Here is a 21,578-nt window from a genome sequence, read left to right as displayed (position 1 = left end):
GGTCGGTCCCTCAGGGTGCGGGGTGCGAGGAGGTCCAGGCGTACCGGTGCTCGGGGCGGCCGGTCTCCCCGTACCGGAGGGAGAGGCGGACGCGGCCGGTGCGTTCGAGGAGCTTGAGGTAGCGCTGTGCGGTCTGGCGGCTGACGCCGGACCGCTCGGCGATCTCCTGGGCGGAGAGCGGTCCGTCGGCGGCGAGCAGGACCTGCCGGACCAGCTCGGCCGTGGTGGGGGAGTGGCCCTTGGGCAGGTCCGGGGCGACGGCGCCGGCCGAGAGGACGCCGAAGATCCGGTCCACCTCGGCCTGCTCGGCCTCCCCGCCGCCCTCCAGGGCGCGGCGGAGGGTCGCGTACGCCTCCAGCTTGGCGCGCAGTCCGGCGAAGTTGAACGGCTTCACCAGGTACTGCAGGGCTCCGTGGCGCATCGCGGCCTGCACGGTCGCCACGTCGCGGGCTGCCGTCACCATGATCACGTCGCACTGGTGGCCGCGTGCGCGTAGTTCGCGGACGGCGGCGAGGCCGTTCTCGTCGGGCAGGTAGTGGTCCAGGAGGACCAGGTCCACGGCGTGTCCGTCCAGGGCGGCCAGGGCCTCGGCGCTGGAGTGGGCGGTGGCGACGACCCGGAAGTCCGGCATCTTGGCGACGTACGCGGCGTTGATCCGCGCGACCCGGACATCGTCGTCGACCACGAGCACGTCGATCATCGGACGTCCTCCGCCGTCTCCGGCCCCGTGCGTCCGGCGACCGGGAGCCCGGACGCGAGGGGCGCGGCGGGGCCCGGGAGGGGCGCGGCGCGCTCCGGCTCCTCGGCCAGGGCGTCGGGGAGGACGACCGTGAACGCGGCGCCGCCGTCGGGCCCGTCGGTCACCCGGGCGGTGCCGCCCCGGCGTTCGGCGAGCCGCCGGACCAGGGCGAGCCCCAGCCCCCGCCTGCCGTGCGCGGGGAGGGCCTTCGTGGTCCAGCCCTCGGTGAAGATCAATTCGCGGCGGTCCGGGGGGACGCCCGGCCCGCTGTCCGCGACCCGCAGGACGACCGTGGGCCCCTCGGCCACGAAGCTGACGCCGACCCGGGCGCCGGCGGTGCCGGCGACGGCGTCGAGGGCGTTGTCGACCAGGTTGCCGACCACGGTGACCAGCTCCCGCGGGTCGACGAGCCGGTCCGGGAGCAGCGAGTCGGGCGCGAGGCGGAGCGAGACCCCGCGCTCGGCGGCGACGGTGGCCTTGCCGACGAGGAGGGCGGCGAGGAGCGGGTCGTGGATCTTCTCCGTGACCTGCTCGGCGGTGGCCCGGTGTACGCCGACGACCTCGGTGACGAACGCGACGGCCTCCTCGTGCATCTCCAGTTCCAGCAGGCCCAGGAGGGTGTGCAGCCGGTTGGCGTGTTCGTGGTCCTGCGCGCGGAGGGCGTCGATGAGGCCGCGGGTCGAGTCCAGCTCGCGCCCGAGGTGTTCCAGCTCGGTGCGGTCGCGCAGGGTCGCGACGGCGCCGCCGTCGTCCGTCGGCATCCGGTTGGCGATCAGCACCCGGTGCCCGCGGACGGTGACCAGGTCGTCGCCGGAGACCCGGCCCGCGAGGACGTCCGCCGTGCGGCCCGCGCCGAGGACCTCGTCCAGCGGCCTGCCCGCGGCCTCCGGACCGAGGCCGAGGAGCCGCTGGGCCTCGTCGTTCAGCAGCCGTACGGAGCCGTTGCGGTCCAGGGCCACCACGCCCTCGCGGATGCCGTGCAGCATCGCCTCGCGCTCGGCGAGGAGCGCGGAGATGTCGGAGAAGGCCAGGTCGTGGGTCTGGCGCTGGAGGCGCCGGGAGATCAGGTACGCGGCCAGTGCCCCCGCGGCGAGCGCGCCGCCGGCGTAGGCGAGGAGCCCGGGGATCGCGGCGAGGAGCCGGTCCCGGACGCCGTCGTACGCGATGCCGACCGACACCGCGCCGACGATCCGCCCGTCCGCGTCCCGCAGCGGCACCTTGCCGCGTGCCGAGCGGCCCAGGGTGCCGTCGTCGATCTCCATCACCTCGCGTCCGGCGAGCACGTCGCTCGGGTCCGTGGAGACGCGCCCGCCGATCCGGGAGGGGTCGGTGTGCGACCAGCGCACCCCGCGGGTGTCCATGACCACGACGTACTCGGCGCCCGTCGCGACCCGGATCCGTTCGGCCTCCGTCTGGACCGGCCCCCGGGCGGAGGGCGCGCTCCCGGTGAGGTCGCGGGCGACGCGCGGCGAGGCCGTGGTGTCGGCGATGGCCAGGGCCTGCCGCATGGCCTGGTCGTCGAGCTGGGCGCTGAGCGGGGCCAGGAAGAGCCCCGTCGCGAGGACGGTCACTCCGGCCGCGATGGCCAGCTGCATCAGCAGGACCTGCGAGAACACCCGCTGCGGCCAGCCGAACCGCCGACGGCGCGCCGCGGGGCGCGGAGGGCTGGTCTGTGCGGGCTGCATGCCGGAAAAGGTACGGCGCCACGCACCCCGACCGGAAATGGCGTCGGCACCCGGTGTCCGTGCGGAAACCTATTCTGGAGAACCCCACGGCCGTGGGACCCGAAGGAACCGGAGGCACCTCCCTTGACCACGCAGCAGATCCCCGTCGTCGTCCTGGCCGGGTTTCTCGGCGCCGGGAAGACCACGCTGCTCAACCATCTGCTGCGCAGCTCCCGGGGGACCCGTATCGGGGTCATGGTGAACGACTTCGGCGACATCGGCATCGACGCGATGAGAATCGCCGGGCAGGTCGGCTCCACCGTCTCCCTCGGCAACGGCTGCCTGTGCTGCGCCGTCGACGCGAGCGAGCTCGACGAGTACCTGGAGGTCCTCACCCGGCCCGAGTCGCGCCTCGACGTGATCGTGATCGAGGCGAGCGGGCTCGCCGAGCCCCAGGAGCTGGTGCGGATGGTCCTCGCCAGCGAGAACGAGCGGATCGTGTACGGCGGGCTCGTCCAGGTCGTCGACGCGGCCGAGTTCTCCGCGACCCGCGCACGGCACCCCGAGACCGACCGGCACCTGACGATCGCCGACCTCGTGGTCGTGAACAAGACCGACCGCGTCTCCGGGGCCGAGCTGCTCGCCGTCCACGAGGCGGTGGGAGGGCTCGCCGGGAAGGCCGTGATCGTCGACGCCGCGCACGGGCGGATCGACCCGGAGCTGCTCTTCGACCGGGTGGTCCCCGAGGGGGAGATCGAGGGCCAGATGTCGATCGAGGACATCCTCTACGGCGAGGAGGACGGCGGCGACCCGCGGGCCCACCCCCACGCGTCGTACGAGACCGTGTCCCTGACCGCCGCCACCCCGCTCCACCCCCGTCGGCTGATGGCCTTCCTCGACGCCCGCCCCGAGGGTCTCTACCGCATCAAGGGCTTCGTCGACTTCGGGCCCGCCGACCCGGCGAACCGCTACGCCGTCCACGCGGTCGGCCGCTTCCTGCGCTTCTACCCCGAGCCCTGGCCCGAGGGCGAGGAGCGGCTCACCCAGCTCGTCCTCATCGGCTCCGGCGTCGACGCGGCCGGCCTCCGCAAGGAACTGGCCTCCTGCGAGGTGGACGGCCCGCACGACGCCCCCGACGAGACCGGGATGTGGGGCGTCCTGCGGTACGTGCCGGGGACGGAGGAGGAACCCGCCTGACCGGACCGCCGCGAGCGCGACGAGGCTCAGGGGGCGTCCGCGAGTTCCCCGGCACCCAGCGCGTCGTGGTCGGAGCCGTCCGTGCCGTCGTCCACGATGACTTTTCCCATTTCCGAGGCGACCCGCGCGAGCAGAGCGGCCTTCCGGGCGGCGAAGAAGGCGTGGAAGTCGTCGAGCGCCATCAGCTCCGGCGTGACGAGGTGGGACCGGATGTGCCCGTGGACCACCTCCGGCGTCGACTCCGCGCTCTTGGCGAGCTTGACCAGGTAGTCGGAGGGGGCGTTGCCTCCGATGATCCGGTTGGTACGGGCGGTCAGGGGGGTCTTGTTGACGATGGAGTTGTAGTGCCCGGGGTCCTTGCCGGCCTCCTCGCACCACACCTTCGGGAAGATGTGGTGGATGTCGATCGACTCGTCGAAGTAGCCGGTGATCTCCGCCTTCTCGCCGGTGCGCCAGTCCATGGCGCCGGCCTTGAGCAGCAGGGCGTAGATGCCCTTGTACGCGGCGCTGTTGCGGGTCCGCAGCGTCAGGAGCCGGCTGGGCGCGAACTCCGCGGCCTCGATCGTGCGGGGTTCGCCCGAGGTGCCCCTGATCCAGCCGACGACGTCCGGCAGGTCGTGGCTGAACCGGGTCTCGGTCGAGCCGCCGTACAGCTCTCCGAAGACCCCGCACCAGTACCAGCGGGCGAGCTTGTGCTGGGCCCCGGCGCTCTGTGCGTCCTCGCCCGCGAGCGCCAGGATCGCCGCGAGCGGGATGAGCTGGGTGCCGTACGGCAGGAACCTGGTGTCGAAGACGAACTGCTGGTGCAGGAACTTCGCCGCGCGCTTGAACCCCTGGACGACCAGGGGCGCGAAGCGCCGGTACTCGTCGAGGCGCAGCTCCAGCATGTCCTTGCGCTTGCAGCCGATGCGTGGGAGCCGATCCTCCGCCACCCCGCGTGCCACGGCCTCGTCACGCCGGGCGGCCGTGGCGAGCAGCGTGACCGACTGGAGGAAGTCGGTGTTCGACGCGTCCTTGATGATCCGGTACTCCGGCGCCTGCCAGGCCGCCTTGACCTCCTCCTCCCAGTGCCGCCGCAGGTCGAACTCGTCCGCCGCGAAGGTGGCGGTGAGGAGCTCGAAGACGGTGAGGGAGACGCCACCGGTGTTGACGTTCTCGAAGACCTGGCAGACGGCCTGACGCGCCGTGTTCTTGCCGAGGGAGATGACGGGCACCTGATAGCGGTCGAAGTTCCTGACGAAGACCTCCTCGAACCGCCGCCAGACACGGAGGCTCTCCTTGTCGCGGTCCCACCAGTACCCCTCGAAGCCCGTCCGCCAGTCGTACGGGTCGAGGACGGCGTTCAGCGGGAAGAGGTGGGCCTCGTACTCCTTCTCGCGGGTCGAGTAGTCGTGGAGCACCTCGCCGCGGAAGGTCTTCACGAGCTTGTCCTCCGGCAGGAAGCGGATCGCGTCCTCGCGGTCGGTCTGTCCGTCCAGGACCGCGCGCATGTCGGCGTAGAACCAGCCGGTCACCCGGTGCTTGCGCAGGTCCTGGGTCACCACCGGCTTCCCCAGTTTGATCGACTGGAAGAGCGAGGTGAGACGCTGCTGGCCGTCGAGGACGAGGGTCTCCGGCTCGGTGCCCGGGGGCGGCTCCGCCCCCTCGATCGGCCGGTGCTTGAACCGGACGTCCCCGCCGGACTGCAGGGTCATGACCGTGCCGACCGGAAACCCCTGCGAGACGGAAGCGAGCAGCGCGGTGATGTTCGGATGGGGCCACACCCAGCCCCGCTGGAACTCGGGGAGCTGCGCTCTGCCCTCCGCGACCTGCCGGAGCAGATCACGGAGCGGGCGCTTGTCGATGCTGAATGCTTCGTCCGTCAACGCGGCCATCCTTCACTCGGGCGTCAGACGTGCCGGAGCAGCCCCCCGGCCGGTCACCGGGCCGAGGCTACCCGGCAGCCGGGAAGCCCGTCCGCCGGTCCTGCGAGACGGAGACCCCGTTCGAGGAGGTCCGGAGAGACCCGGGGCCTTCGCTTCGTCCGAACGGGAAGAGACCCCGTGCGACAGGCTGTTGGCCTGCGCGCGGGGTCTCTTCCCGTCGTCGGTCCGGTCAGGAGACCGGGCTCGCCACCACGTCGACCGGCTGGGGGAGGGGGGTGCCGGAGCCGTCGCGGCGGGGGTCCGGTGCGGGCAGGGTGACCGGGGCGCCGGACTTCTGGGCGGCGCGTGCCGGGGTGGCGCCCGCCCAGGCCAGGATCAGGACGTCCTCGCCCTTCAGGAAGCGCTGGCAGCGGACGCCGCCGGTGGCGCGGCCCTTGCGCGGGTACTGGTCGAAGGGGGTCAGCTTCGCCGAGGTGGCCGCAGAATCGTCCAGGGTGCCCGTGGAGCCCGCGACGGTGAAGACGACGGCGTCCGCCGCCGGGTCGACCGCGGTGAAGGAGAGCACCTCGGCGCCGGCGGTCAGCTTGATGCCGGCCATGCCGCCCGCGGGGCGGCCCTGGGGCCGGACCTGCGCGGCCTGGTAGCGCAGCAGCTGGGCGTCGGAGGTGATGAAGACCAGGTCCTCCTCGCCGGTGCGCAGTTCGGTCGCGCCGACGATCCGGTCACCGTCCTTGAGGGTGATGACCTCCAGCTCGTCCTTGTTCGCCGGGTAGTCCGGCACCACGCGCTTCACCACGCCCTGGAGCGTGCCGAGGGCGAGGCCGGGGGAGGACTCGTCGAGCGTGGTCAGGCAGACCACCGTCTCGTCGGCTTCCAGGGACAGGAACTCCGAGAGCGGCGCGCCGCCCGCCAGGTTCGGGGCGCTCGCGGTGTCCGGGAGCTGCGGCAGGTCGATCACCGCGATCCGCAGCAGCCGGCCGGCCGAGGTCACCGCACCGACGTCACCGCGCTGGGTGGCCGCCACCGCGGAGAGGATGACGTCGTGCTTGGCCCGGGCGCCCTCCGGGTCGACCGGGGGCAGCTCGGCCCTCGCCGTGCGCGCGAGGAGGCCGGTCGAGGAGAGCAGGACCCGGCAGGGGTCGTCCGCGACCTGGAGCGACACCGCCGCGACGGGCGCGCCGGCGGACTCCAGCAGGACCGTGCGGCGGTCGGTGGCGAACTTCTTGGCGACCGCGGCCAGCTCCGCCGAGACGAGCTTGCGCAGCTCGGCGTCGGAGTCGAGGATGCCGGTCAGCTCGTCGATCTCGCCGTTGAGCCGGTCGCGCTCGGTCTCCAGCTCCAGCCGGTCGAAGCGGGTGAGGCGGCGCAGCGGGGTGTCCAGGATGTACTGCGTCTGGATCTCGCTCAGCGAGAAGCGCTCCATCAGGCGCTCCTTGGCCTGCGCGGAGTTGTCGCTCTCCCGGATGAGGCGGATGACCTCGTCGATGTCGAGCAGCGCGACGAGCAGGCCGAGCACCAGGTGGAGGCGGTCGCTCTTCTTGGTGCGGCGGAACTCGGAGCGGCGCCGGACGACCTCGAAGCGGTGGTCGAGGTAGACCTCCAGGAGCTCCTTGAGGCCGAGGGTGAGCGGCTGGCCGTCGACCAGTGCCACGTTGTTGATGCCGAAGGACTCCTCCATCGGCGTCAGCTTGTAGAGCTGCTCCAGGACGGCCTCGGGCACGAAGCCGTTCTTGACCTCGATGACGAGGCGCAGGCCGTGGCTGCGGTCGGTGAGGTCCTTGACGTCCGCGATGCCCTGGAGCTTCTTGGAACCGACCAGGTCCTTGATCTTGGAGATGACCTTCTCGGGACCGACCGTGAAGGGCAGCTCGGTCACGACGATGCCCTTGCGGCGGGCCGTCACCGTCTCCACGGTCGCCGTGGCGCGGATCTTGAAGGAGCCGCGGCCCGACTCGTAGGCGTCCTTGATGCCGGAGAGGCCGACGATCCGGCCGCCGGTGGGCAGGTCGGGGCCGGGCACGAACCGCATGAGGGTCTCGAGGTCGGCGCTCGGGTGGCGGATCAGGTGCCGGGCGGCCGCGATGACCTCGCCGAGGTTGTGCGGCGGCATGTTGGTCGCCATGCCGACCGCGATGCCGGACGCGCCGTTGACCAGGAGGTTCGGGTAGGCGGCGGGGAGCGCGACCGGCTCCTGCTCCTGCCCGTCGTAGTTCGGCGCGAAGTCGACCGTGTCCTCGTCGATGGACTCGGTCATGAGCAGCGCGGCCGGGGCCATCCGCGACTCGGTGTACCGCATGGCGGCCGGCGGGTCGTCGTTGCCGAGGGAACCGAAGTTGCCGTGGCCGTCGACCAGCGGGAGCCGCATGGAGAACGGCTGCGCCATGCGGACCATGGCGTCGTAGATCGACGCGTCGCCGTGCGGGTGGAGCTTGCCCATCACCTCGCCGACGACGCGGGCGCACTTCACGAAGCCGCGGTCGGGGCGCAGCCCCATCTCGCCCATCTGGTAGACGATGCGGCGCTGGACGGGCTTCATCCCGTCGCGGGCGTCCGGGAGCGCGCGCGAGTAGATCACCGAGTACGCGTACTCGAGGAAGGAGCCCTGCATCTCGTCGACGACGTCGATGTCGAGGATTCGCTCCTCGAACGCGTCGTCCGGCGGCGGTGTCTTCGTGCTGCGGCGGGCCATCGCGGCTGCGGCTCCTTCACCAACAAGGTTGATCTGACGCGGACCATTGTGGACCGTGCCACCGACAACGCCGACCGCGACCCGGAAGAGGGACATCAGGACCGGGCGGGAACTTCGCCAGGTGTCGGCGCGCTTGCATACAGTGGCAGGACTTTTTCACATCGCGATCGAAGGGACGTACATGCCCATGGGTCACACGGCCACGGCCGAGGCCGGCTCCGGCGGCCTGACAGCGACCGAGCACCGGTTGGCGAACGGCCTGCGTGTGGTGCTGTCGGAGGACCACCTGACCCCGGTCGCGGCGGTCTGCCTCTGGTACGACGTCGGCTCGCGCCACGAGGTCGAGGGCCGCACGGGCCTCGCCCACCTCTTCGAGCACCTGATGTTCCAGGGCTCGAAGCAGGTCCACGGGAACGGTCACTTCGAGCTGGTGCAGGGCGCGGGCGGTTCGCTCAACGGCACGACGAGCTTCGAGCGCACCAACTACTTCGAGACCATGCCCACCCACCAGCTGGAGCTCGCGCTCTGGCTGGAGGCCGACCGCATGGGCTCCCTGCTGGCCGCCCTGGACGACGAGTCCATGGAGAACCAGCGGGACGTCGTCAAGAACGAGCGCCGCCAGCGGTACGACAACGTGCCCTACGGCACGGCCTTCGAGAAGCTCACGGCGCTGGCCTACCCGGAGGGTCACCCCTACCACCACACGCCGATCGGCTCCATGGCCGACCTGGACGCGGCGACGCTGGAGGACGCGCGGAACTTCTTCCGCACGTACTACGCCCCGAACAACGCGGTGCTGTCCGTCGTCGGCGACATCGACCCGGAGCAGACCCTCGCCTGGATCGAGAAGTACTTCGGCTCCATCCCGCAGCACGACGGCAAGCGGCCGCCGCGCGACGGCTCCCTCCCGGACGTCATCGGCGAGCAGCTGCGCGAGGTCGTCGAGGAGGAGGTCCCGGCCCGCGCGCTGATGGCCGCCTACCGGCTGCCGCACGACGGCACGCGCGAGTGCGACGCCGCCGACCTGGCGCTGACGGTCCTGGGCGGCGGCGAGTCCTCCCGCCTGCACAACCGGCTGGTCCGCCGCGACCGCACGGCCGTCGCCGCCGGCTTCGGCCTGCTGCGCCTGGCCGGCGCGCCCTCGCTGGGCTGGCTGGACGTGAAGACCTCCGGTGGCGTCGAGGTCCCGCAGATCGAGGCGGCCGTCGATGAGGAGCTCGCGCGGTTCGCGGCCGAGGGCCCGACGCCCGAGGAGATGGAGCGCGCGCAGGCCCAGTTGGAGCGCGAGTGGCTGGACCGGCTGGGCACCGTGGCGGGCCGTGCCGACGAACTGTGCCGGTTCGCCGTGCTGTTCGGCGACCCGCAGCTCGCCCTGACGGCCGTGGACCGGGTCCTGGCCGTCACCGCCGAGGAGGTGCAGGCGGTCGCCGCGGCCAAGCTGCGCCCGGACAACCGCGCGGTCCTGGTCTACGAGCCGGTGGCCGCCGACGAGAGCGACAGCGACGAGGAAGAGGGAGCGGACCAGTGACCGACGCTGCCGTGTCTTTGACCAGCATGGACTTCCACCCGCAGCCGGCGCCGGGTGTCGCCAGGCCCTGGGCCTTCCCCGCCCCGGACCGGACGACCCTGGACAACGGCCTGACGCTGCTGACCAGTCACCGCCCCGGCCAGCAGGTCGTGGCGGTGGAGATCTTCCTGCCGGCCCCGCTGGACGCCGAGCCCGCCGGTCTCGACGGCGTGGCCACCATCATGGCGCGGGCGCTCTCGGAGGGCACCGACCAGCACAGCGCGGAGGAGTTCGCGGCCGAGCTGGAGCGCTGCGGCGCCACGCTCGACGCGCACGCCGACCACCCGGGCGTCCGGGTCTCCCTGGAGGTGCCCGCCTCCCGGCTGCCCAAGGCCCTGGGGCTGCTGGCCGAGGCCCTGATCGCCCCGGCGTTCCTGGAGACCGAGGTCGAGCGCCTGGTGCGCAACCGGCTCGACGAGATCCCGCACGAGACGGCCAACCCGGGCCGCCGCGCCGCCAAGCAGCTCTCCAAGGAGCTCTTCCCGGCCGCCTCCCGGATGTCCCGGCCCCGCCAGGGCACCGAGGAGACCGTCGCCGCGATCGACGCGGCCGCCGTGCGCGCCTTCTTCGAGGCGTACGTGCGGCCCGCCACGGCCACCGCGGTCGTCGTCGGCGACCTGACCGGCGTCGACCTCGACAAGGTCCTCGCGGACACGCTGGGCGCCTGGACCGGCGAGCCGGCCGAGCCGCTCCCGATGCCGCCGATCACCGCCGACGACACCGGACGGGTCGTCATCGTGGACCGTCCCGGCGCCGTCCAGACCCAGCTGCTCACCGGCCGCGTCGGTCCCGACCGGCACGACCGCGTCTGGCCGGCCCAGGTCCTCGGCTCGTACTGCCTCGGCGGCACCCTCACCTCGCGGCTCGACCGGGTCCTGCGCGAGGAGAAGGGCTACACGTACGGCGTGCGGGCCTTCGGCCAGGTGCTCCGCTCGAACGCCGCGGGCGACGGCGCCTCGATGCTCGCCATCAGCGGCTCCGTCGACACCCCCAACACCGGTCCGGCCCTCGCCGACCTGTGGCAGGTGCTGCGCACCCTCGCCGCCGAGGGGCTGACGGACGCGGAGCGGGAGACCGCCGTGCAGAACCTGGTGGGCGTCGCGCCGCTGAAGTACGAGACGGCCGCCTCCGTCGCCGGGACGCTCGCCGACCAGGTCGAGCAGCACCTCCCGGACGACTACCAGGCCCAGTTGTACGCGCGGCTGGCGGAGACGGGCACGGTCGAGGCGACCGCGGCCGTCGTCAGCGCCTTCCCCGTGGACCGGCTCGTGACGGTGCTGGTGGGCGACGCGGCGCAGATCGCGGAGCCGGTGCGGGAGCTCGGCATCGGCGAAGTGACCGTCGTGACGGGCTGATTCCGGCCCTCGTGAGGCAACGGGAGGACCCCGACGGCAGGTTCGTCGGGGTCTTCCCGTTTGTCCGTATTGGGAGCACCGGTGATCGTTTGACCTGTGGCATGTCTTACAAAATGCCTGTCCGGTTGGTGATTGAAAGACGATCCGCATAGCGTCGGTGCGGCTGTCCGTCAGTTGCACGTGCCGCAGCCGCGGCATCGGACAGTCATCGCCGAGTCCCCGTCAGGCGCGAGCCTGGGGAGCCGGGGACCCACACGTCCCTGGGGTGAATCGGACGCCTTCGTCCCGTACGGAGGGGCCCGTAGGAGACCTTCCTGCTCCGAACCCGTCAGCTAACCCGGTAGGCGAGAAGGAAGGAAAGGACCAGCCACTTCATGGCGTTCACCCGTGCCACCGGGAAGCATCGTGGTCCGAGCCGGATGGCACGCCGCGGCGTGGGCATCGCAGGCGTCGCGACCCTCGCCACCACCGGCGTCATCGGAACCCTCGCCTCCCCGGCGCTCGCCGCCGACACGGACAACCGCTCCCCCGAGGACACCGGCCTCACCCAGGTGATCACCGAGGACTCCCTCGTGGACCGGCTCAACGCCCAGGCCGCCGCCCAGGAGCGGGAGGCCGTCGAGGTCATCGCCCAGGCCAAGGCCAAGGCCGAGGCGAAGCGCAAGGCCGAGGCCCGCGCCAAGGAGATCCGGCTGGAGCGTGAGCGCGCCGCCCGCGAGGCCGAGCGCCGCCGCCTGGCCTCCTTCCAGCTCCCCGTCGCCGGCTCCTACATCTCCACCGGCTACCAGACCGGCGGTTCGCTCTGGTCCTCCGGCAGCCACTCCGGCGTCGACTTCCACGCGGCCTACGGCACGCAGGTCGTCTCCGTCGGCTCCGGCACCGTCGTCGAGGCCGGCTGGGGCGGCGCGTACGGCAACAACATCGTCATCAAGATGAACGACGGCACGTTCACCCAGTACGGGCACCTCTCCTCCGTCGGGGTCCACGTCGGCCAGACCGTCGAGCCCGGCCAGCCGATCGGCGTCTCCGGCTCGACCGGCAACTCCACCGGCCCGCACCTCCACTTCGAGGCGCGCACGGGCGCGGACTACGGCTCCGACATCAACCCGATCGCGTACCTCCGCGCCCGCGGCGTCGCGGTCTGACCCGCACCGCCCGCGCAGCGCGTCGCAAAAGCCCCGGCTCGTACTGAGCCGGGGCTTTTCGCTGCCCGTGGCGGTGTCCATTCGCCAAGAATTCCGTCGGGGCATCGGAAATTCCGGCGCGCTGCAATAGAGTCGAAGATCAGGCGCAGAACAGGCGCCGCTCGAATTGTCTCGCGCGGACCAAGGCGGAGGTCGGACATGCGCATTCCCGCGCAGTCGGTATGCACGGCGATCCGGGACGACATCGTCTCCGGTGTCTACGAGCGGGGCAGTCGGCTGACCGAGGAACAGCTCGCCCGCCGGTACGGGGTCTCCCGCGTCCCGGTCCGCGAGGCCCTGCGCACCCTGGAGTCCGAGGGCTTCGTCCTCACCCGCCGGCACGCGGGCGCGCACGTCGCCGAGCCGACGGACCAGGAGGCGGCCGACCTCCTCGACATGCGGTCGCTGCTGGAACCGCTGGGGGGGGGGGGGGGGGGCCCACCCCCCCCCCCCCCCCCCCCCCAAGTGTTGCGGGGCCTGGTCAGGCTGGGCCAGGAGCGGGCCCGGCGCGGCCAGGGCGAGGACCTGCGCTCGCTCGGGGGCTGGTTCCACGAGACCCTCGCGCAGGCATCGGGCAGCCCGGCCCTGACGGCGCTGCTCACCCAGCTGCGCCACAAGATCGCCTGGATGTACACGGTGGACCAGCCCGCCCAGCCGGTCGAGGTCTGGTCCGAGCACGGCGCGATCGTCGACGCGGTGGCGCGCGGCGACGCCGAGCGGGCCAGGGCGCTGACCGCGCTGCACGCGGAGCGCACCCTGCCGCTGCATCGTCTGAAAACACGGGAGCGCGGCCGTGTGAGGGTTTCGCAACATGTCGTCAACACGGCGAGCGTCCGGAATTAACGCAGTGGCCGTATACAAAGAAGAGTAATTCGGCGGGCGCTGTTCGTGCTGCCCGAAATAAAGGCTCCCGGGAAAGCGAAAGCCGTGACCGCCTTTGTTTCTGCGGTCACGGCTCTGCGTGGGCGGAATCCGGTCGGGATTCCGCGGGAAAGCGGCTCAGACGGTCTCGGGGAGCTCGTCGAGGCCCTCGGCCACCAGCTTCGCGAGACGGTCCAGCGCGACCTCGGCGCCGTCGGCGTCGGAGGCCAGGACGATCTCCTCGCCGCCCTGCGCGCCCAGGCCGAGCACGGCGAGCATGGACGCGGCGTTCACCGGGGAGCCGTCGGCCTTGGCGATGGTCACCGGGACGCCGGACGCCGTGGCGGCACGGACGAAGATGGACGCGGGGCGGGCGTGCAGGCCCTCGGCCCAGCCGACGTTGACGCGGCGCTCAGCCATGGTGTTGCCCTTCGGGTCTCAAGCGGGTTGTCTAGACCAGTCTCTCATGTGCTGCGTGGTGCTCGCGCCGACCTTCGGCCCGGACCGGACCGCCTTTCGGCCCTCCCTACCTTGCACGGCACACCCCCGCCGCGCGAGCGGTGCCACGCCGGTGTCGCGGCCGTAGGCTGACCCCATGCACAGCGCGTCGGAGCAGTCGGAAGCGACGGAACGACCGGCCCGGCCGGAGCACGCCTACCCCGACCACTGGGAAGCGGACGTGGTCCTCCGCGACGGCGGCACCGCCCGCATCAGACCCATCACCGCCGACGACGCCGAGCGGCTCGTCAGCTTCTACGAGCAGGTCTCGGACGAGTCGAAGTACTACCGCTTCTTCGCCCCCTACCCCCGCCTGTCGGCCAAGGACGTCCACCGCTTCACCCACCACGACTTCGTGGACCGGGTGGGGCTCGCGGCGACCGTGGGCGGCGAGTTCATCGCCACCGTCCGCTACGACCGCATCGACGACCGGGGGATGCCCGCCTCCCGCCCCGCCGACGAGGCCGAGGTCGCCTTCCTCGTCCAGGACGCCCACCAGGGCCGCGGCGTCGCCTCCGCCCTCCTCGAACACATCGCGGCCGTGGCGCGCGAGCGGGACATCCGGCGCTTCGCCGCCGAGGTGCTCCCCGCCAACAACAAGATGATCAAGGTCTTCACGGACGCCGGCTACACCCAGAAGCGCAGCTTCGAGGACGGCTCCGTACGGCTCCACCTCGACCTCGAACCCACCGACCGCTCCCTCGCCGTCCAGCGCGCCCGGGAACAGCGCGCGGAGGCGCGCTCCGTCCAGCGGCTCCTCGACCCCCGCTCCGTCGCCGTGGTCGGCGCCGGACGGGCCCCCGGCGGCGTCGGCAGGACCGTCCTCCGCAACCTGGTCGGCGCCGGCTTCGGCGGCCGCGTGTACGCGGTGAACGCCGCGCTCACCGACGGCCCCGCCGAGCTCGACGGCGTCCCCGCCCACCCGTCCGTCGGCGCCATCGGGGAACCGGTGGACCTGGCGATCGTCGCCGTCCCCGCCGAACGCGTCCCCGAGGCCGTCGCCGACTGCGGCGAGCACGGCGTCCGCGGCGTCGTCGTCCTCTCCGCCGGATACGCGGAGAGCGGGGCCGAGGGCCGGGAGCGCCAGCGCCGGCTCGTCCGGCAGGCCCGCTCGTACGGGATGCGCATCATCGGCCCGAACGCCTTCGGGATCATCAACACCGCCGCCGACGTCCGGCTCAACGCCTCGCTCGCCCCCCAGATGCCGGCCGCCGGCCGCATCGGGCTCTTCACGCAGTCGGGCGCCATCGGCATCGCCCTCCTCGCCGGGCTCCACCGCCGCGGCGCGGGCCTCTCCTCCTTCATCTCGGCCGGCAACCGCGCCGACGTCTCGGGCAACGACTTCCTCCAGCACTGGTACGACGACCCCGGAACCGACGTCGTCCTCCTCTACCTGGAGTCGATCGGCAACCCCCGCAAGTTCACCCGGCTCGCCCGCCGCACCGCCGCCGTCAAGCCGGTCGTGGTCGTCAAGGGAGCCCGGCACAGCGGCAGCGCCCCACCCGGCCACCGGGTCCCGGTCACCCGCATCCCGCACGCCACCGTCTCCGCGCTGCTTCGCCAGGCCGGCGTCATCCGCGTCGACACCGTCACCGAACTCGTCGACGCCGGCCTCCTGCTCGCCGCCCAGCCGCTGCCCGCAGGGCCCCGCGTCGCGATCCTCGGCAACTCCGAGTCGCTCGGCCTCCTCACCTACGACGCCTGCCTGACCGAGGGGCTGCGGCCGCTGCGCCCGCTCGACCTCACGACGGGCGCGGTGCCGGCGGACTTCCGCGACGCCCTGGCGGCGGCGCTCGCCGACGAGACGTCCGACGCGGTCGTCGTCACCGCGATCCCCTGGGTCGGCGAGAACGGCGCCACCGAGTTCGGCGACGGCGAGGTCCTCGCCGCCGCCCTCCGCGAGGCCGTCGCCTCGGCCCCCGCGCCCACCAAGCCCGTCGTCGTGGTCCACGTCGAGATGGGCGGGCTCGCCGAGGCCCTCGCGGTCGCCACGAGCACGCGCCCCGCCCCTCCCGGCCGCGACGGCACGACCCCCGCCGCCGTCCGCCGGCCGGACCCGGCCGCGGCGGACACCCCGACCGGGTCCCGCCCCGAGGCCGGCGTCGCCGCCCCCTCCACCGCGCGCCCCGGAGGCGACGTGCCTCACACGGCCCCGCCCGCCGGCGCCGACGCCGCCACCCGTGCGGCTCGGCCCGCCGGAGCGGAGGAGGCGCCCCCGGCCCCCGCGGCGCCCGCCGCCATCCCCGCCTATCCCGCCGCCGAGCGGGCGGTGCGGGCGCTGGCCGAGGCGGTGCGGTACGGCCAGTGGCGGCGTCAGGCGGCCGACCCCGGACGGGTTCCCGAGTACGAGGACATCGACGAGGCGGGCGCCGCCGCCCTCATCGCGCGCGTGCTCGGCGACAGGGACGCCGACGACGCCGACTCCCGGGGTGTGACCCTCGGCACCGACGAGGCCGGGGAGCTGCTCGCGCGGTACGGCGTCGCCGTCCGTCCGACCCTGCCGGCGCCCACCCCCGACGCCGCCGTCGCGGCCGCCGCGCGCCTCGGCTACCCCGTCGCCCTCAAGACGACGGCGCCGCACCTGCGCCACCGGCCCGACCTCGGCGGCGTCCGCCTGGACCTCGCCTCCGAGGAACAGCTCCGCACCGCGTACGCCGAACTCACCGAGGTCCTCGGTAAGCCGGAGGAGCTCCAGCCCGTCGTCCAGGCGATGGTGCCCCGGGGCGTCGACACCGTCGTGCGCTCCGCGATCGACCCCGCCGTCGGCGCCGTCCTCTCCTTCGGCCTCGCGGGCGCACCCTCCGAACTGCTCGGCGACACGGCCCACCGGCTGGTCCCGGCCACCGACCGGGACGTCGCCGACCTCGTCCGCTCGCTGAGGACCGCGCCGCTGCTCTTCGGCTGGCGCGGCTCCGCACCCGTCGACACCCCGGCCCTCGAAGAGCTGCTGCTGCGGGTCTCACGGCTCGTCGACGACCATCCCGAGGTGGTCGCCGTCTCCCTGGAGCCGGTGGTGGTCGCCCCGCGCGGGCTCTCCGTCCTCGGCGCCACCGTCCGGCTGGCCCCTCCGGCGCCCCGGACCGACCTCGGTCCGCGCAGCCTGCCCCGTTACTGACGGGGCCGGAGGGGGCCCACGGCCCCGTAGGATGGAGTCCATGGCAAAGAGCGGGACGACGACCCAGGGGCTGCGCGCGGCGATCGAGCGCAGCGGCTACTACCCGGCACTCGTGGCCGAGGCGGTGGAGGCCGCCGTCGGCGGCGAGGCCGTCGCGTCCTACGTGGTCCACCAGGAGACCACGTTCGACGCGAACGAGGTCCGGCGCCACGTCACCGTCCTCGTCCTGACCCCGCACCGCTTCATCGTCAGCCACACCGACGAGCAGGCCGCGGACACCAGCTCCCCGACGCCCTACGCCACGACGTCCACCGAGTCCGTGAAGCTCGACCGGATCTCGTCGGTCGTCGTCAGCCGGGTGGTCGCCAACCCGGAGTCGTACACGCCGGGCACGCTGCCCCGCGAGGTCGTCCTCACCATCGGCTGGGGCGCGGTCTCCCGCATCGACCTGGAGCCCGCCGCCTGCGGCGACTCCAACTGCGACGCCGACCACGGCTACACGGGCAACGCCACCGCCGACGACCTGAGCCTGCGGGTGAGCGAGGCCGGCGACGGACCGGACACCGTCCGGCAGACGCTCGCCTTCGCCCAGGCCCTCTCCGAAGCCATCGCGGCGACCGCCGCGCCCACCCGCTGATGGCGCAGCCCGCCGGCATGACCCACGGCTGGCCCGACGACCCGGTCCCGCTCGCCCCCGCGAGCGCGCCGGTGCCCGAGTACACCTCCGGCTCGCTCGGCGACCTGCTGCCGACGCTCGTCGCCGGCCAAGGCGTGCCCGGTTTCGCCCCGCGGATCGCGGAGCTGGCGCCGGCCGACCGGAACTGCGTCTTCCTGATCGACGGCCTCGGCTGGGAGCAGATCAGGTCCCACCCGGACGAGGCGCCCTACCTGACCTCGCTGCTCGGCTCCTCGCGCGGCGGCACGGGCCGCCCGATCACCGCCGGGTTCCCCGCCACCACCGCGACCTCGCTGGCCTCGGTCGGCACCGGGCGCTACCCCGGCACGCACGGCCTGCCCGGCTACACGGTGCGCGACCCCGACACCGGCGCGCTGATGAACCAGCTGCGCTGGAAGCCGTGGACCCCGCCGCACGTCTGGCAGCCGTACCCGACGGTCTTCCAGCTCGCGCACGACGCCGGGATCCACACCGCCCAGGTCTCCTCCCCGATCTTCGAGCAGACCCCGCTGACCAAGGTCGCGCTCAGCGGCGGAACGTTCCACGGGCGGCTCTCCGGCGAGGAGCGCGTGGACTTCGCCGCCGAGCAGCTCGCCGCCGGCGACCGTTCGCTGGTGTACACGTACTACAGCGAACTCGACGGCGCGGGCCACCGCTTCGGCATCGACTCCGACGCCTGGCGCGGCCAGCTGATGTTCGTCGACCGGCTGGTGCAGCGGCTCGCCGAGCAGCTGCCGCCCCGCTCGACGCTGTACGTCACGGCGGACCACGGCATGGTCGACATCCCGTTCGACGACCGGCACCGCATCGACTTCGACGAGGACTGGGAGCTGCGCGCCGGCGTCGCCCTGCTCGGCGGCGAAGGCCGCGCGCGGCACGTCTACGCGGTGCCCGGCGCCGAGGCGGACGTCCTGACCTGCTGGCGCGAGGTCGTCGGCGAGCAGTTCTGGGTCGCGGGCCGCGACGAGGCCATCGCCCTCGGCTGGTTCGGGGACGAGATCGACGCGCGCGTCCACGGGCGCATCGGCGACGTCGTCGCCGCGGCCCACGACGACGTCGCGATCACCGCCTCCGTCAACGAGCCCCACGAGTCCGCGATGGCCGGGATGCACGGGTCGATGACCCCCGCGGAGCAGCTCGTCCCGCTGCTCGAAGTCCGTTCCTGACCCCCCGCCACCCCTACCCGCCCCTCACCCCCCACGACCTGAAAGGTCCCCGACCCGTCATGCCCGAGCTGGTCTTCTTCTCCGGAACGATGGATTGCGGGAAGAGCACCCTGGCCCTCCAGATCGGCCACAACCGGTCGGCCCGCGGGCTCCAGGGCGTGATCTTCACCCGTGACGACCGGGCGGGCGAGGGCAAGCTCTCCTCCCGCCTCGGCCTGGTGACGGAGGCGGTCGAGGCCGGCGAGGGCATGGACCTCTACGCCTACCTCGTCGGGCAGCTCTCCCAGGGCGGCAAGGCGGACTACGTGATCGTGGACGAGGCGCAGTTCCTCGCCCCGGACCAGATCGACCAGCTCGCCCGGATCGTCGACGACCTGGGAATGGACGTCTTCGCGTTCGGCATCACCACGGACTTCCGGACCAAGCTCTTCCCCGGTTCGCAGCGGCTCATCGAGCTGGCGGACCGGATCGAACAGCTCCAGGTCGAGGCCCTCTGCTGGTGCGGCGCGCGCGCCACGCACAACGCCCGCACGGTGGGCGGCGAGATGGTCGTCGAGGGCGAACAGGTCGTGGTCGGCGACGTCAACCGGCCCTCGGAGGAGATCGGTTACGAGGTCCTCTGCCGCCGCCACCACCGGCGCCGCATGACCTCGGCCGCCGCCCGCGCCGGCGCGCTGTCGCCCGACGTCCTCCCGGTCAACCAGACCTGACCCCGCCGTCCCCGGCGGCTCGGCTCCGGAGCCTCCCGCGGGTCGGCTCACGCGTCCCCGGATGACCCTGGGACGCGTCCCTCCGCGCAGGTCGGAGGGGGTGTCCGCGGGATGGGACGTCCCATCCCGGCGGAGCCGTCGCACCCCTGGTCCGGGGCGGCGGAGAGTGGTGGCCGCACCACTTCCGTCCACCTCTCCAGGAGAACCTGCCTTGTTCAAGAAGCTCACGTCGCAGGCCGCCCTCGTCGCGGCCGCCGCCGCCCTGCTCACCGGGACCGTGACGGGCGGCAGCGCGAGCGCGTCGACCGGCGCGTCGTACATCGGCAACGGCTACCCGAACGGCACCAACGCCGTCCGGTGCGTGCAGCACCTGATCAACTACGCGATCGACCGCGGCCGCTACTGGGGTGTCGCCAAGGTCGTCGAGGACGGGATCTGGGGCCCGAAGACCCGTCAGGCCGTGATCCAGGTGCAGCAGGGCACGGGCGGCTCCCTGTCCGCCGACGGCATCGTGGGCCCGCGGACCGGCGACATGCTGATGTTCGAGGGCGACCCGGACTGGAGCGGCGGCGGGGCCGGCAAGGGCTTCTGCTACAGCTACGTGCCCACGACCTACTGAGGCGGGCCGGCCGCGCGCCGGGCCCGTCCACGAAGGGCCTCCCGGGATTCCCGGGAGGCCCTTCGTGCCGTCGGTGGCGGGGTCAGGCCCGCGGGTCCGGGCGGACCGGCGGGCGCAGCGCGTCCGTGAGGCGGCCGAGGGCCGCGCCGTCGGCGGGCGAGGTGCCGGTGAGGGTGCCGACGAGCGCCTGGGCGAGGACGGTCGCGGTGCCGATCCGCGCGTCCTCCCGCTCGTCGCCGGTGACCTTGCCGATGACAGCGTCGCGCACCGACCACGAGATGGCGGGATCCCCGAACGGGTCGGGGAAGGAGAGCGCCATCATGCACACGCCCACGTTGGCGGAGAGGATCGTCTGGCCGGCGAGTTCGGGGGCCGTGCGCAGACGTCCGGCGTCGCGGCAGCGCTCGACGGCCTGGAGGAGGATCGCCCGGGCCTCGTCGATCGCGCGCGGCTTGGCGTCACCCGTCGGAGTGAACATCAGCCGGTAGAGGTGGGGGTTGCGCAGCGCGAACGCGACGTGGCTGTCCCAGGCGGTGCGGAGGTCCGCCACCGGATCGTCGGTGAGCGGGTTGCGCCGCTTGTCGGCGAGGAAGCGCTCGAAGCCGACGTCGGCCACGGCCGTGAGCAGCCCCTGCTTGTCGCCGAACTGGCGGTAGATCTCGGGCATGCCGACCTTGGCGCGGTCGCAGATGGCGCGGGTCGAGATGGCCAGGGCGTCCTTGGTGGCGAGCAGCTCTCCGGTGGCTTCCAGGATGCGTTCTCGGGCCGTCGACATGGCCCCACGATAACAGCGCTAACAGCCCGGACCTGGGGGTTCGCCGCGAAGGGAGCGCCGCACCCGTTCTCTCGTAATCATCGATTACGAGATGTGTTAGCGTGTGTAACACCCCTCGCCTCCACCCGCCGAAAGGGAACCCCGTGACCACCACCGCCTCGACCGCCCCCACCACGACCGCCTCCGCCACCCTGCGCGAGGTGATCGGCCTTCCCCAGGACCTCCCGCGCCTGGCCGGATCGGCCCTGATCATGGTCGACTTCCAGAACACCTACCGCTCCGGCGTCATGCGCCTCGACGGGGCCGAGGAGGCGCTCGCCGCGGGCGCCAGGCTGCTCGCGGCCGCCCGCGCCGCCGGGACGCCCGTCGTGCACGTCGTCAACGACGGGGGAGAGGGCACCCCCTACGACATCCGGGCCGACATCGGGGCCATCAGCGACGAGGTCGCCCCGGTCGAGGGGGAGAAGGTGGTCGTCAAGCAGTTCCCCGACGCCTTCCACGCCACCGACCTCCACGAGACCCTCCAGGGCCTCGGTGCCGACGGCGACCTCGTCATCGCCGGCTTCATGACGCACATGTGCGTCCTCTTCACCGCCCAGGGCGCCTTCCACCGCGGCTACCGTCCCACCGTGGTCGCCGAGGCCACCGCCACCCGCCCGCTGGCCGCCCCCGACGGCGGCGTCCTGCCGTCCGACGCCCTCCAGGCCGCCGCCCTCACGACGGTCACCGACCTCTTCGGCACCGTGGCCCGCACCGTCGACGAGCTCGTCGCCCTCACCCCGGCCGGCTGACCCGGCGGGAGCGCGTCGGGGGGGGGGGGGGGGGGGGGGGGGGGGGGGGGGGGGGGGGGGGGGGGGGGGGGGGGGGGGGGGGGGGGGGGGGGGGGGGGGGGGGGGGG

The 21,578-nt window shown here is 73.1% G+C and carries 17 protein-coding genes and 1 riboswitch; of the genes, 11 read left to right on the top strand and 6 right to left on the bottom strand.

Annotated features, from left to right (window positions below; all coding sequences use genetic code 11):
• Positions 1 to 10 precede the first annotated feature (10 nt).
• Together ACZ60W_RS11055 and ACZ60W_RS11050 are read right to left on the bottom strand one after the other, a co-directional pair.
• Complete coding sequence (locus tag ACZ60W_RS11055; RefSeq protein ID WP_469755048.1) at positions 11 to 700, bottom strand: DUF7342 family protein; 690 nt, start codon at positions 698 to 700, stop codon at positions 11 to 13.
• Positions 697 to 2,424 carry a sensor histidine kinase gene (locus tag ACZ60W_RS11050; RefSeq protein WP_469755047.1) on the bottom strand — a complete coding sequence of 576 codons (1,728 nt, stop codon included), beginning with the start codon at positions 2,422 to 2,424 and terminating at the stop codon, positions 697 to 699. Before ACZ60W_RS11050 ends, ACZ60W_RS11055 begins: the two co-directional genes overlap by 4 nt.
• Positions 2,425 to 2,547: 123 nt before the next feature.
• On the opposite strand from ACZ60W_RS11050, the gene ACZ60W_RS11045 reads away from it, so the two are divergent.
• Positions 2,548 to 3,600 carry a CobW family GTP-binding protein gene (locus ACZ60W_RS11045; RefSeq protein ID WP_469755046.1) on the top strand — a complete coding sequence of 351 codons (1,053 nt, stop codon included), beginning with the start codon at positions 2,548 to 2,550 and terminating at the stop codon, positions 3,598 to 3,600.
• Positions 3,601 to 3,626: 26 nt separating this feature from the next.
• Here the strand turns inward: ACZ60W_RS11045 and ACZ60W_RS11040 are convergent, their stop codons facing one another.
• Complete coding sequence (locus ACZ60W_RS11040; protein ID WP_469755045.1) at positions 3,627 to 5,465, bottom strand: GmrSD restriction endonuclease domain-containing protein; 1,839 nt, start codon at positions 5,463 to 5,465, stop codon at positions 3,627 to 3,629.
• 229 nt (positions 5,466 to 5,694) lie between these two features.
• Positions 5,695 to 8,154: a DNA gyrase/topoisomerase IV subunit A gene (locus tag ACZ60W_RS11035; RefSeq protein WP_469755044.1), complete on the bottom strand. Its 2,460-nt coding sequence runs from the start codon at positions 8,152 to 8,154 to the stop codon at positions 5,695 to 5,697.
• 187 nt (positions 8,155 to 8,341) lie between these two features.
• Here ACZ60W_RS11035 and ACZ60W_RS11030 point away from each other — a divergent pair, with 187 nt between their 5' ends.
• The 4 genes from ACZ60W_RS11030 to ACZ60W_RS11015 all read left to right on the top strand — a co-directional run bounded on the left by ACZ60W_RS11030 (position 8,342) and on the right by ACZ60W_RS11015 (position 13,103).
• The gene (locus ACZ60W_RS11030) at positions 8,342 to 9,682 is read left to right on the top strand and encodes a M16 family metallopeptidase (RefSeq protein ID WP_469755142.1); all 1,341 of its coding nucleotides are present in this window, start codon (positions 8,342 to 8,344) and stop codon (positions 9,680 to 9,682) included.
• Positions 9,679 to 11,076 (top strand): M16 family metallopeptidase, encoded by a 1,398-nt coding sequence (locus ACZ60W_RS11025; protein WP_469755043.1) that lies wholly within the window; start codon positions 9,679 to 9,681, stop codon positions 11,074 to 11,076. The genes ACZ60W_RS11030 and ACZ60W_RS11025 overlap by 4 nt, the downstream gene beginning before the upstream one ends.
• Before the next feature lie 199 nt (positions 11,077 to 11,275).
• Positions 11,276 to 11,437, top strand: a riboswitch (cyclic di-AMP (ydaO/yuaA leader).
• Positions 11,438 to 11,450: 13 nt separating this feature from the next.
• Positions 11,451 to 12,221, top strand: a complete 771-nt coding sequence (locus tag ACZ60W_RS11020) for a M23 family metallopeptidase (protein ID WP_469755042.1) — start codon at positions 11,451 to 11,453, stop codon at positions 12,219 to 12,221.
• Between the two features lie 198 nt (positions 12,222 to 12,419).
• Entirely contained in the window at positions 12,420 to 13,103 is a 684-nt protein-coding gene (locus ACZ60W_RS11015) for a GntR family transcriptional regulator (protein WP_469755041.1), read from the top strand.
• Positions 13,104 to 13,259: 156 nt separating this feature from the next.
• Here ACZ60W_RS11015 and ACZ60W_RS11010 read toward each other — a convergent pair whose 3' ends face one another.
• Entirely contained in the window at positions 13,260 to 13,541 is a 282-nt protein-coding gene (locus ACZ60W_RS11010) for an HPr family phosphocarrier protein (protein ID WP_469755040.1), read from the bottom strand.
• 175 nt (positions 13,542 to 13,716) lie between these two features.
• Between ACZ60W_RS11010 and ACZ60W_RS11005 the strand changes: the two genes are divergently transcribed.
• The 5 genes from ACZ60W_RS11005 to ACZ60W_RS10985 all read left to right on the top strand — a co-directional run bounded on the left by ACZ60W_RS11005 (position 13,717) and on the right by ACZ60W_RS10985 (position 19,905).
• Positions 13,717 to 16,734 carry a bifunctional acetate--CoA ligase family protein/GNAT family N-acetyltransferase gene (locus ACZ60W_RS11005; protein ID WP_469755039.1) on the top strand — a complete coding sequence of 1,006 codons (3,018 nt, stop codon included), beginning with the start codon at positions 13,717 to 13,719 and terminating at the stop codon, positions 16,732 to 16,734.
• Positions 16,735 to 16,774: 40 nt separating this feature from the next.
• On the top strand, positions 16,775 to 17,371 hold the full coding sequence (locus ACZ60W_RS11000) for a DUF5998 family protein (RefSeq protein WP_366305555.1): 597 nt from the start codon (positions 16,775 to 16,777) through the stop codon (positions 17,369 to 17,371).
• Entirely contained in the window at positions 17,371 to 18,576 is a 1,206-nt protein-coding gene (locus ACZ60W_RS10995) for an alkaline phosphatase family protein (RefSeq protein WP_469755038.1), read from the top strand. The genes ACZ60W_RS11000 and ACZ60W_RS10995 overlap by 1 nt, the downstream gene beginning before the upstream one ends.
• 59 nt (positions 18,577 to 18,635) lie before the next feature.
• Positions 18,636 to 19,286 (top strand): thymidine kinase, encoded by a 651-nt coding sequence (locus tag ACZ60W_RS10990; RefSeq protein ID WP_366305553.1) that lies wholly within the window; start codon positions 18,636 to 18,638, stop codon positions 19,284 to 19,286.
• Positions 19,287 to 19,497: 211 nt separating this feature from the next.
• Positions 19,498 to 19,905 carry a peptidoglycan-binding domain-containing protein gene (locus tag ACZ60W_RS10985; RefSeq protein ID WP_469755037.1) on the top strand — a complete coding sequence of 136 codons (408 nt, stop codon included), beginning with the start codon at positions 19,498 to 19,500 and terminating at the stop codon, positions 19,903 to 19,905.
• An 82-nt stretch (positions 19,906 to 19,987) separates the two neighbouring features.
• Here the strand turns inward: ACZ60W_RS10985 and ACZ60W_RS10980 are convergent, their stop codons facing one another.
• Positions 19,988 to 20,680: a TetR/AcrR family transcriptional regulator gene (locus tag ACZ60W_RS10980; RefSeq protein WP_469755036.1), complete on the bottom strand. Its 693-nt coding sequence runs from the start codon at positions 20,678 to 20,680 to the stop codon at positions 19,988 to 19,990.
• Positions 20,681 to 20,823: 143 nt separating this feature from the next.
• Here ACZ60W_RS10980 and ACZ60W_RS10975 point away from each other — a divergent pair, with 143 nt between their 5' ends.
• A complete protein-coding gene (locus tag ACZ60W_RS10975) occupies positions 20,824 to 21,471 on the top strand; it encodes an isochorismatase family protein (protein WP_469755035.1) in 648 nt (215 codons plus the stop codon).
• Positions 21,472 to 21,578: the final 107 nt, after the last annotated feature.

Source organism: Streptomyces sp. NPDC104202 (genome assembly GCF_055584185.1).
Note: the sequence above shows the minus strand (reverse complement) of the source record. Positions and strands in the feature narration are given on the sequence as shown.

Excerpts from the sequence above, each read along its gene's own strand:
- ACZ60W_RS11055 (WP_469755048.1), bottom strand. The coding sequence starts at position 700 with ATGATCGACGTGCTCGTGGTCGACGACGATGTCCGGGTCGCGCGGATC.
- ACZ60W_RS11050 (WP_469755047.1), bottom strand. The coding sequence starts at position 2,424 with ATGCAGCCCGCACAGACCAGCCCTCCGCGCCCCGCGGCGCGCCGTCGG.
- ACZ60W_RS11035 (WP_469755044.1), bottom strand. The coding sequence starts at position 8,154 with ATGGCCCGCCGCAGCACGAAGACACCGCCGCCGGACGACGCGTTCGAG.
- ACZ60W_RS11030 (WP_469755142.1), top strand. The coding sequence starts at position 8,342 with ATGGGTCACACGGCCACGGCCGAGGCCGGCTCCGGCGGCCTGACAGCG.
- ACZ60W_RS11020 (WP_469755042.1), top strand. The coding sequence starts at position 11,451 with ATGGCGTTCACCCGTGCCACCGGGAAGCATCGTGGTCCGAGCCGGATG.
- ACZ60W_RS11015 (WP_469755041.1), top strand. The coding sequence starts at position 12,420 with ATGCGCATTCCCGCGCAGTCGGTATGCACGGCGATCCGGGACGACATC.
- ACZ60W_RS11010 (WP_469755040.1), bottom strand. The coding sequence starts at position 13,541 with ATGGCTGAGCGCCGCGTCAACGTCGGCTGGGCCGAGGGCCTGCACGCC.
- ACZ60W_RS11005 (WP_469755039.1), top strand. The coding sequence starts at position 13,717 with ATGCACAGCGCGTCGGAGCAGTCGGAAGCGACGGAACGACCGGCCCGG.
- ACZ60W_RS11000 (WP_366305555.1), top strand. The coding sequence starts at position 16,775 with ATGGCAAAGAGCGGGACGACGACCCAGGGGCTGCGCGCGGCGATCGAG.
- ACZ60W_RS10995 (WP_469755038.1), top strand. The coding sequence starts at position 17,371 with ATGGCGCAGCCCGCCGGCATGACCCACGGCTGGCCCGACGACCCGGTC.
- ACZ60W_RS10990 (WP_366305553.1), top strand. The coding sequence starts at position 18,636 with ATGCCCGAGCTGGTCTTCTTCTCCGGAACGATGGATTGCGGGAAGAGC.
- ACZ60W_RS10980 (WP_469755036.1), bottom strand. The coding sequence starts at position 20,680 with ATGTCGACGGCCCGAGAACGCATCCTGGAAGCCACCGGAGAGCTGCTC.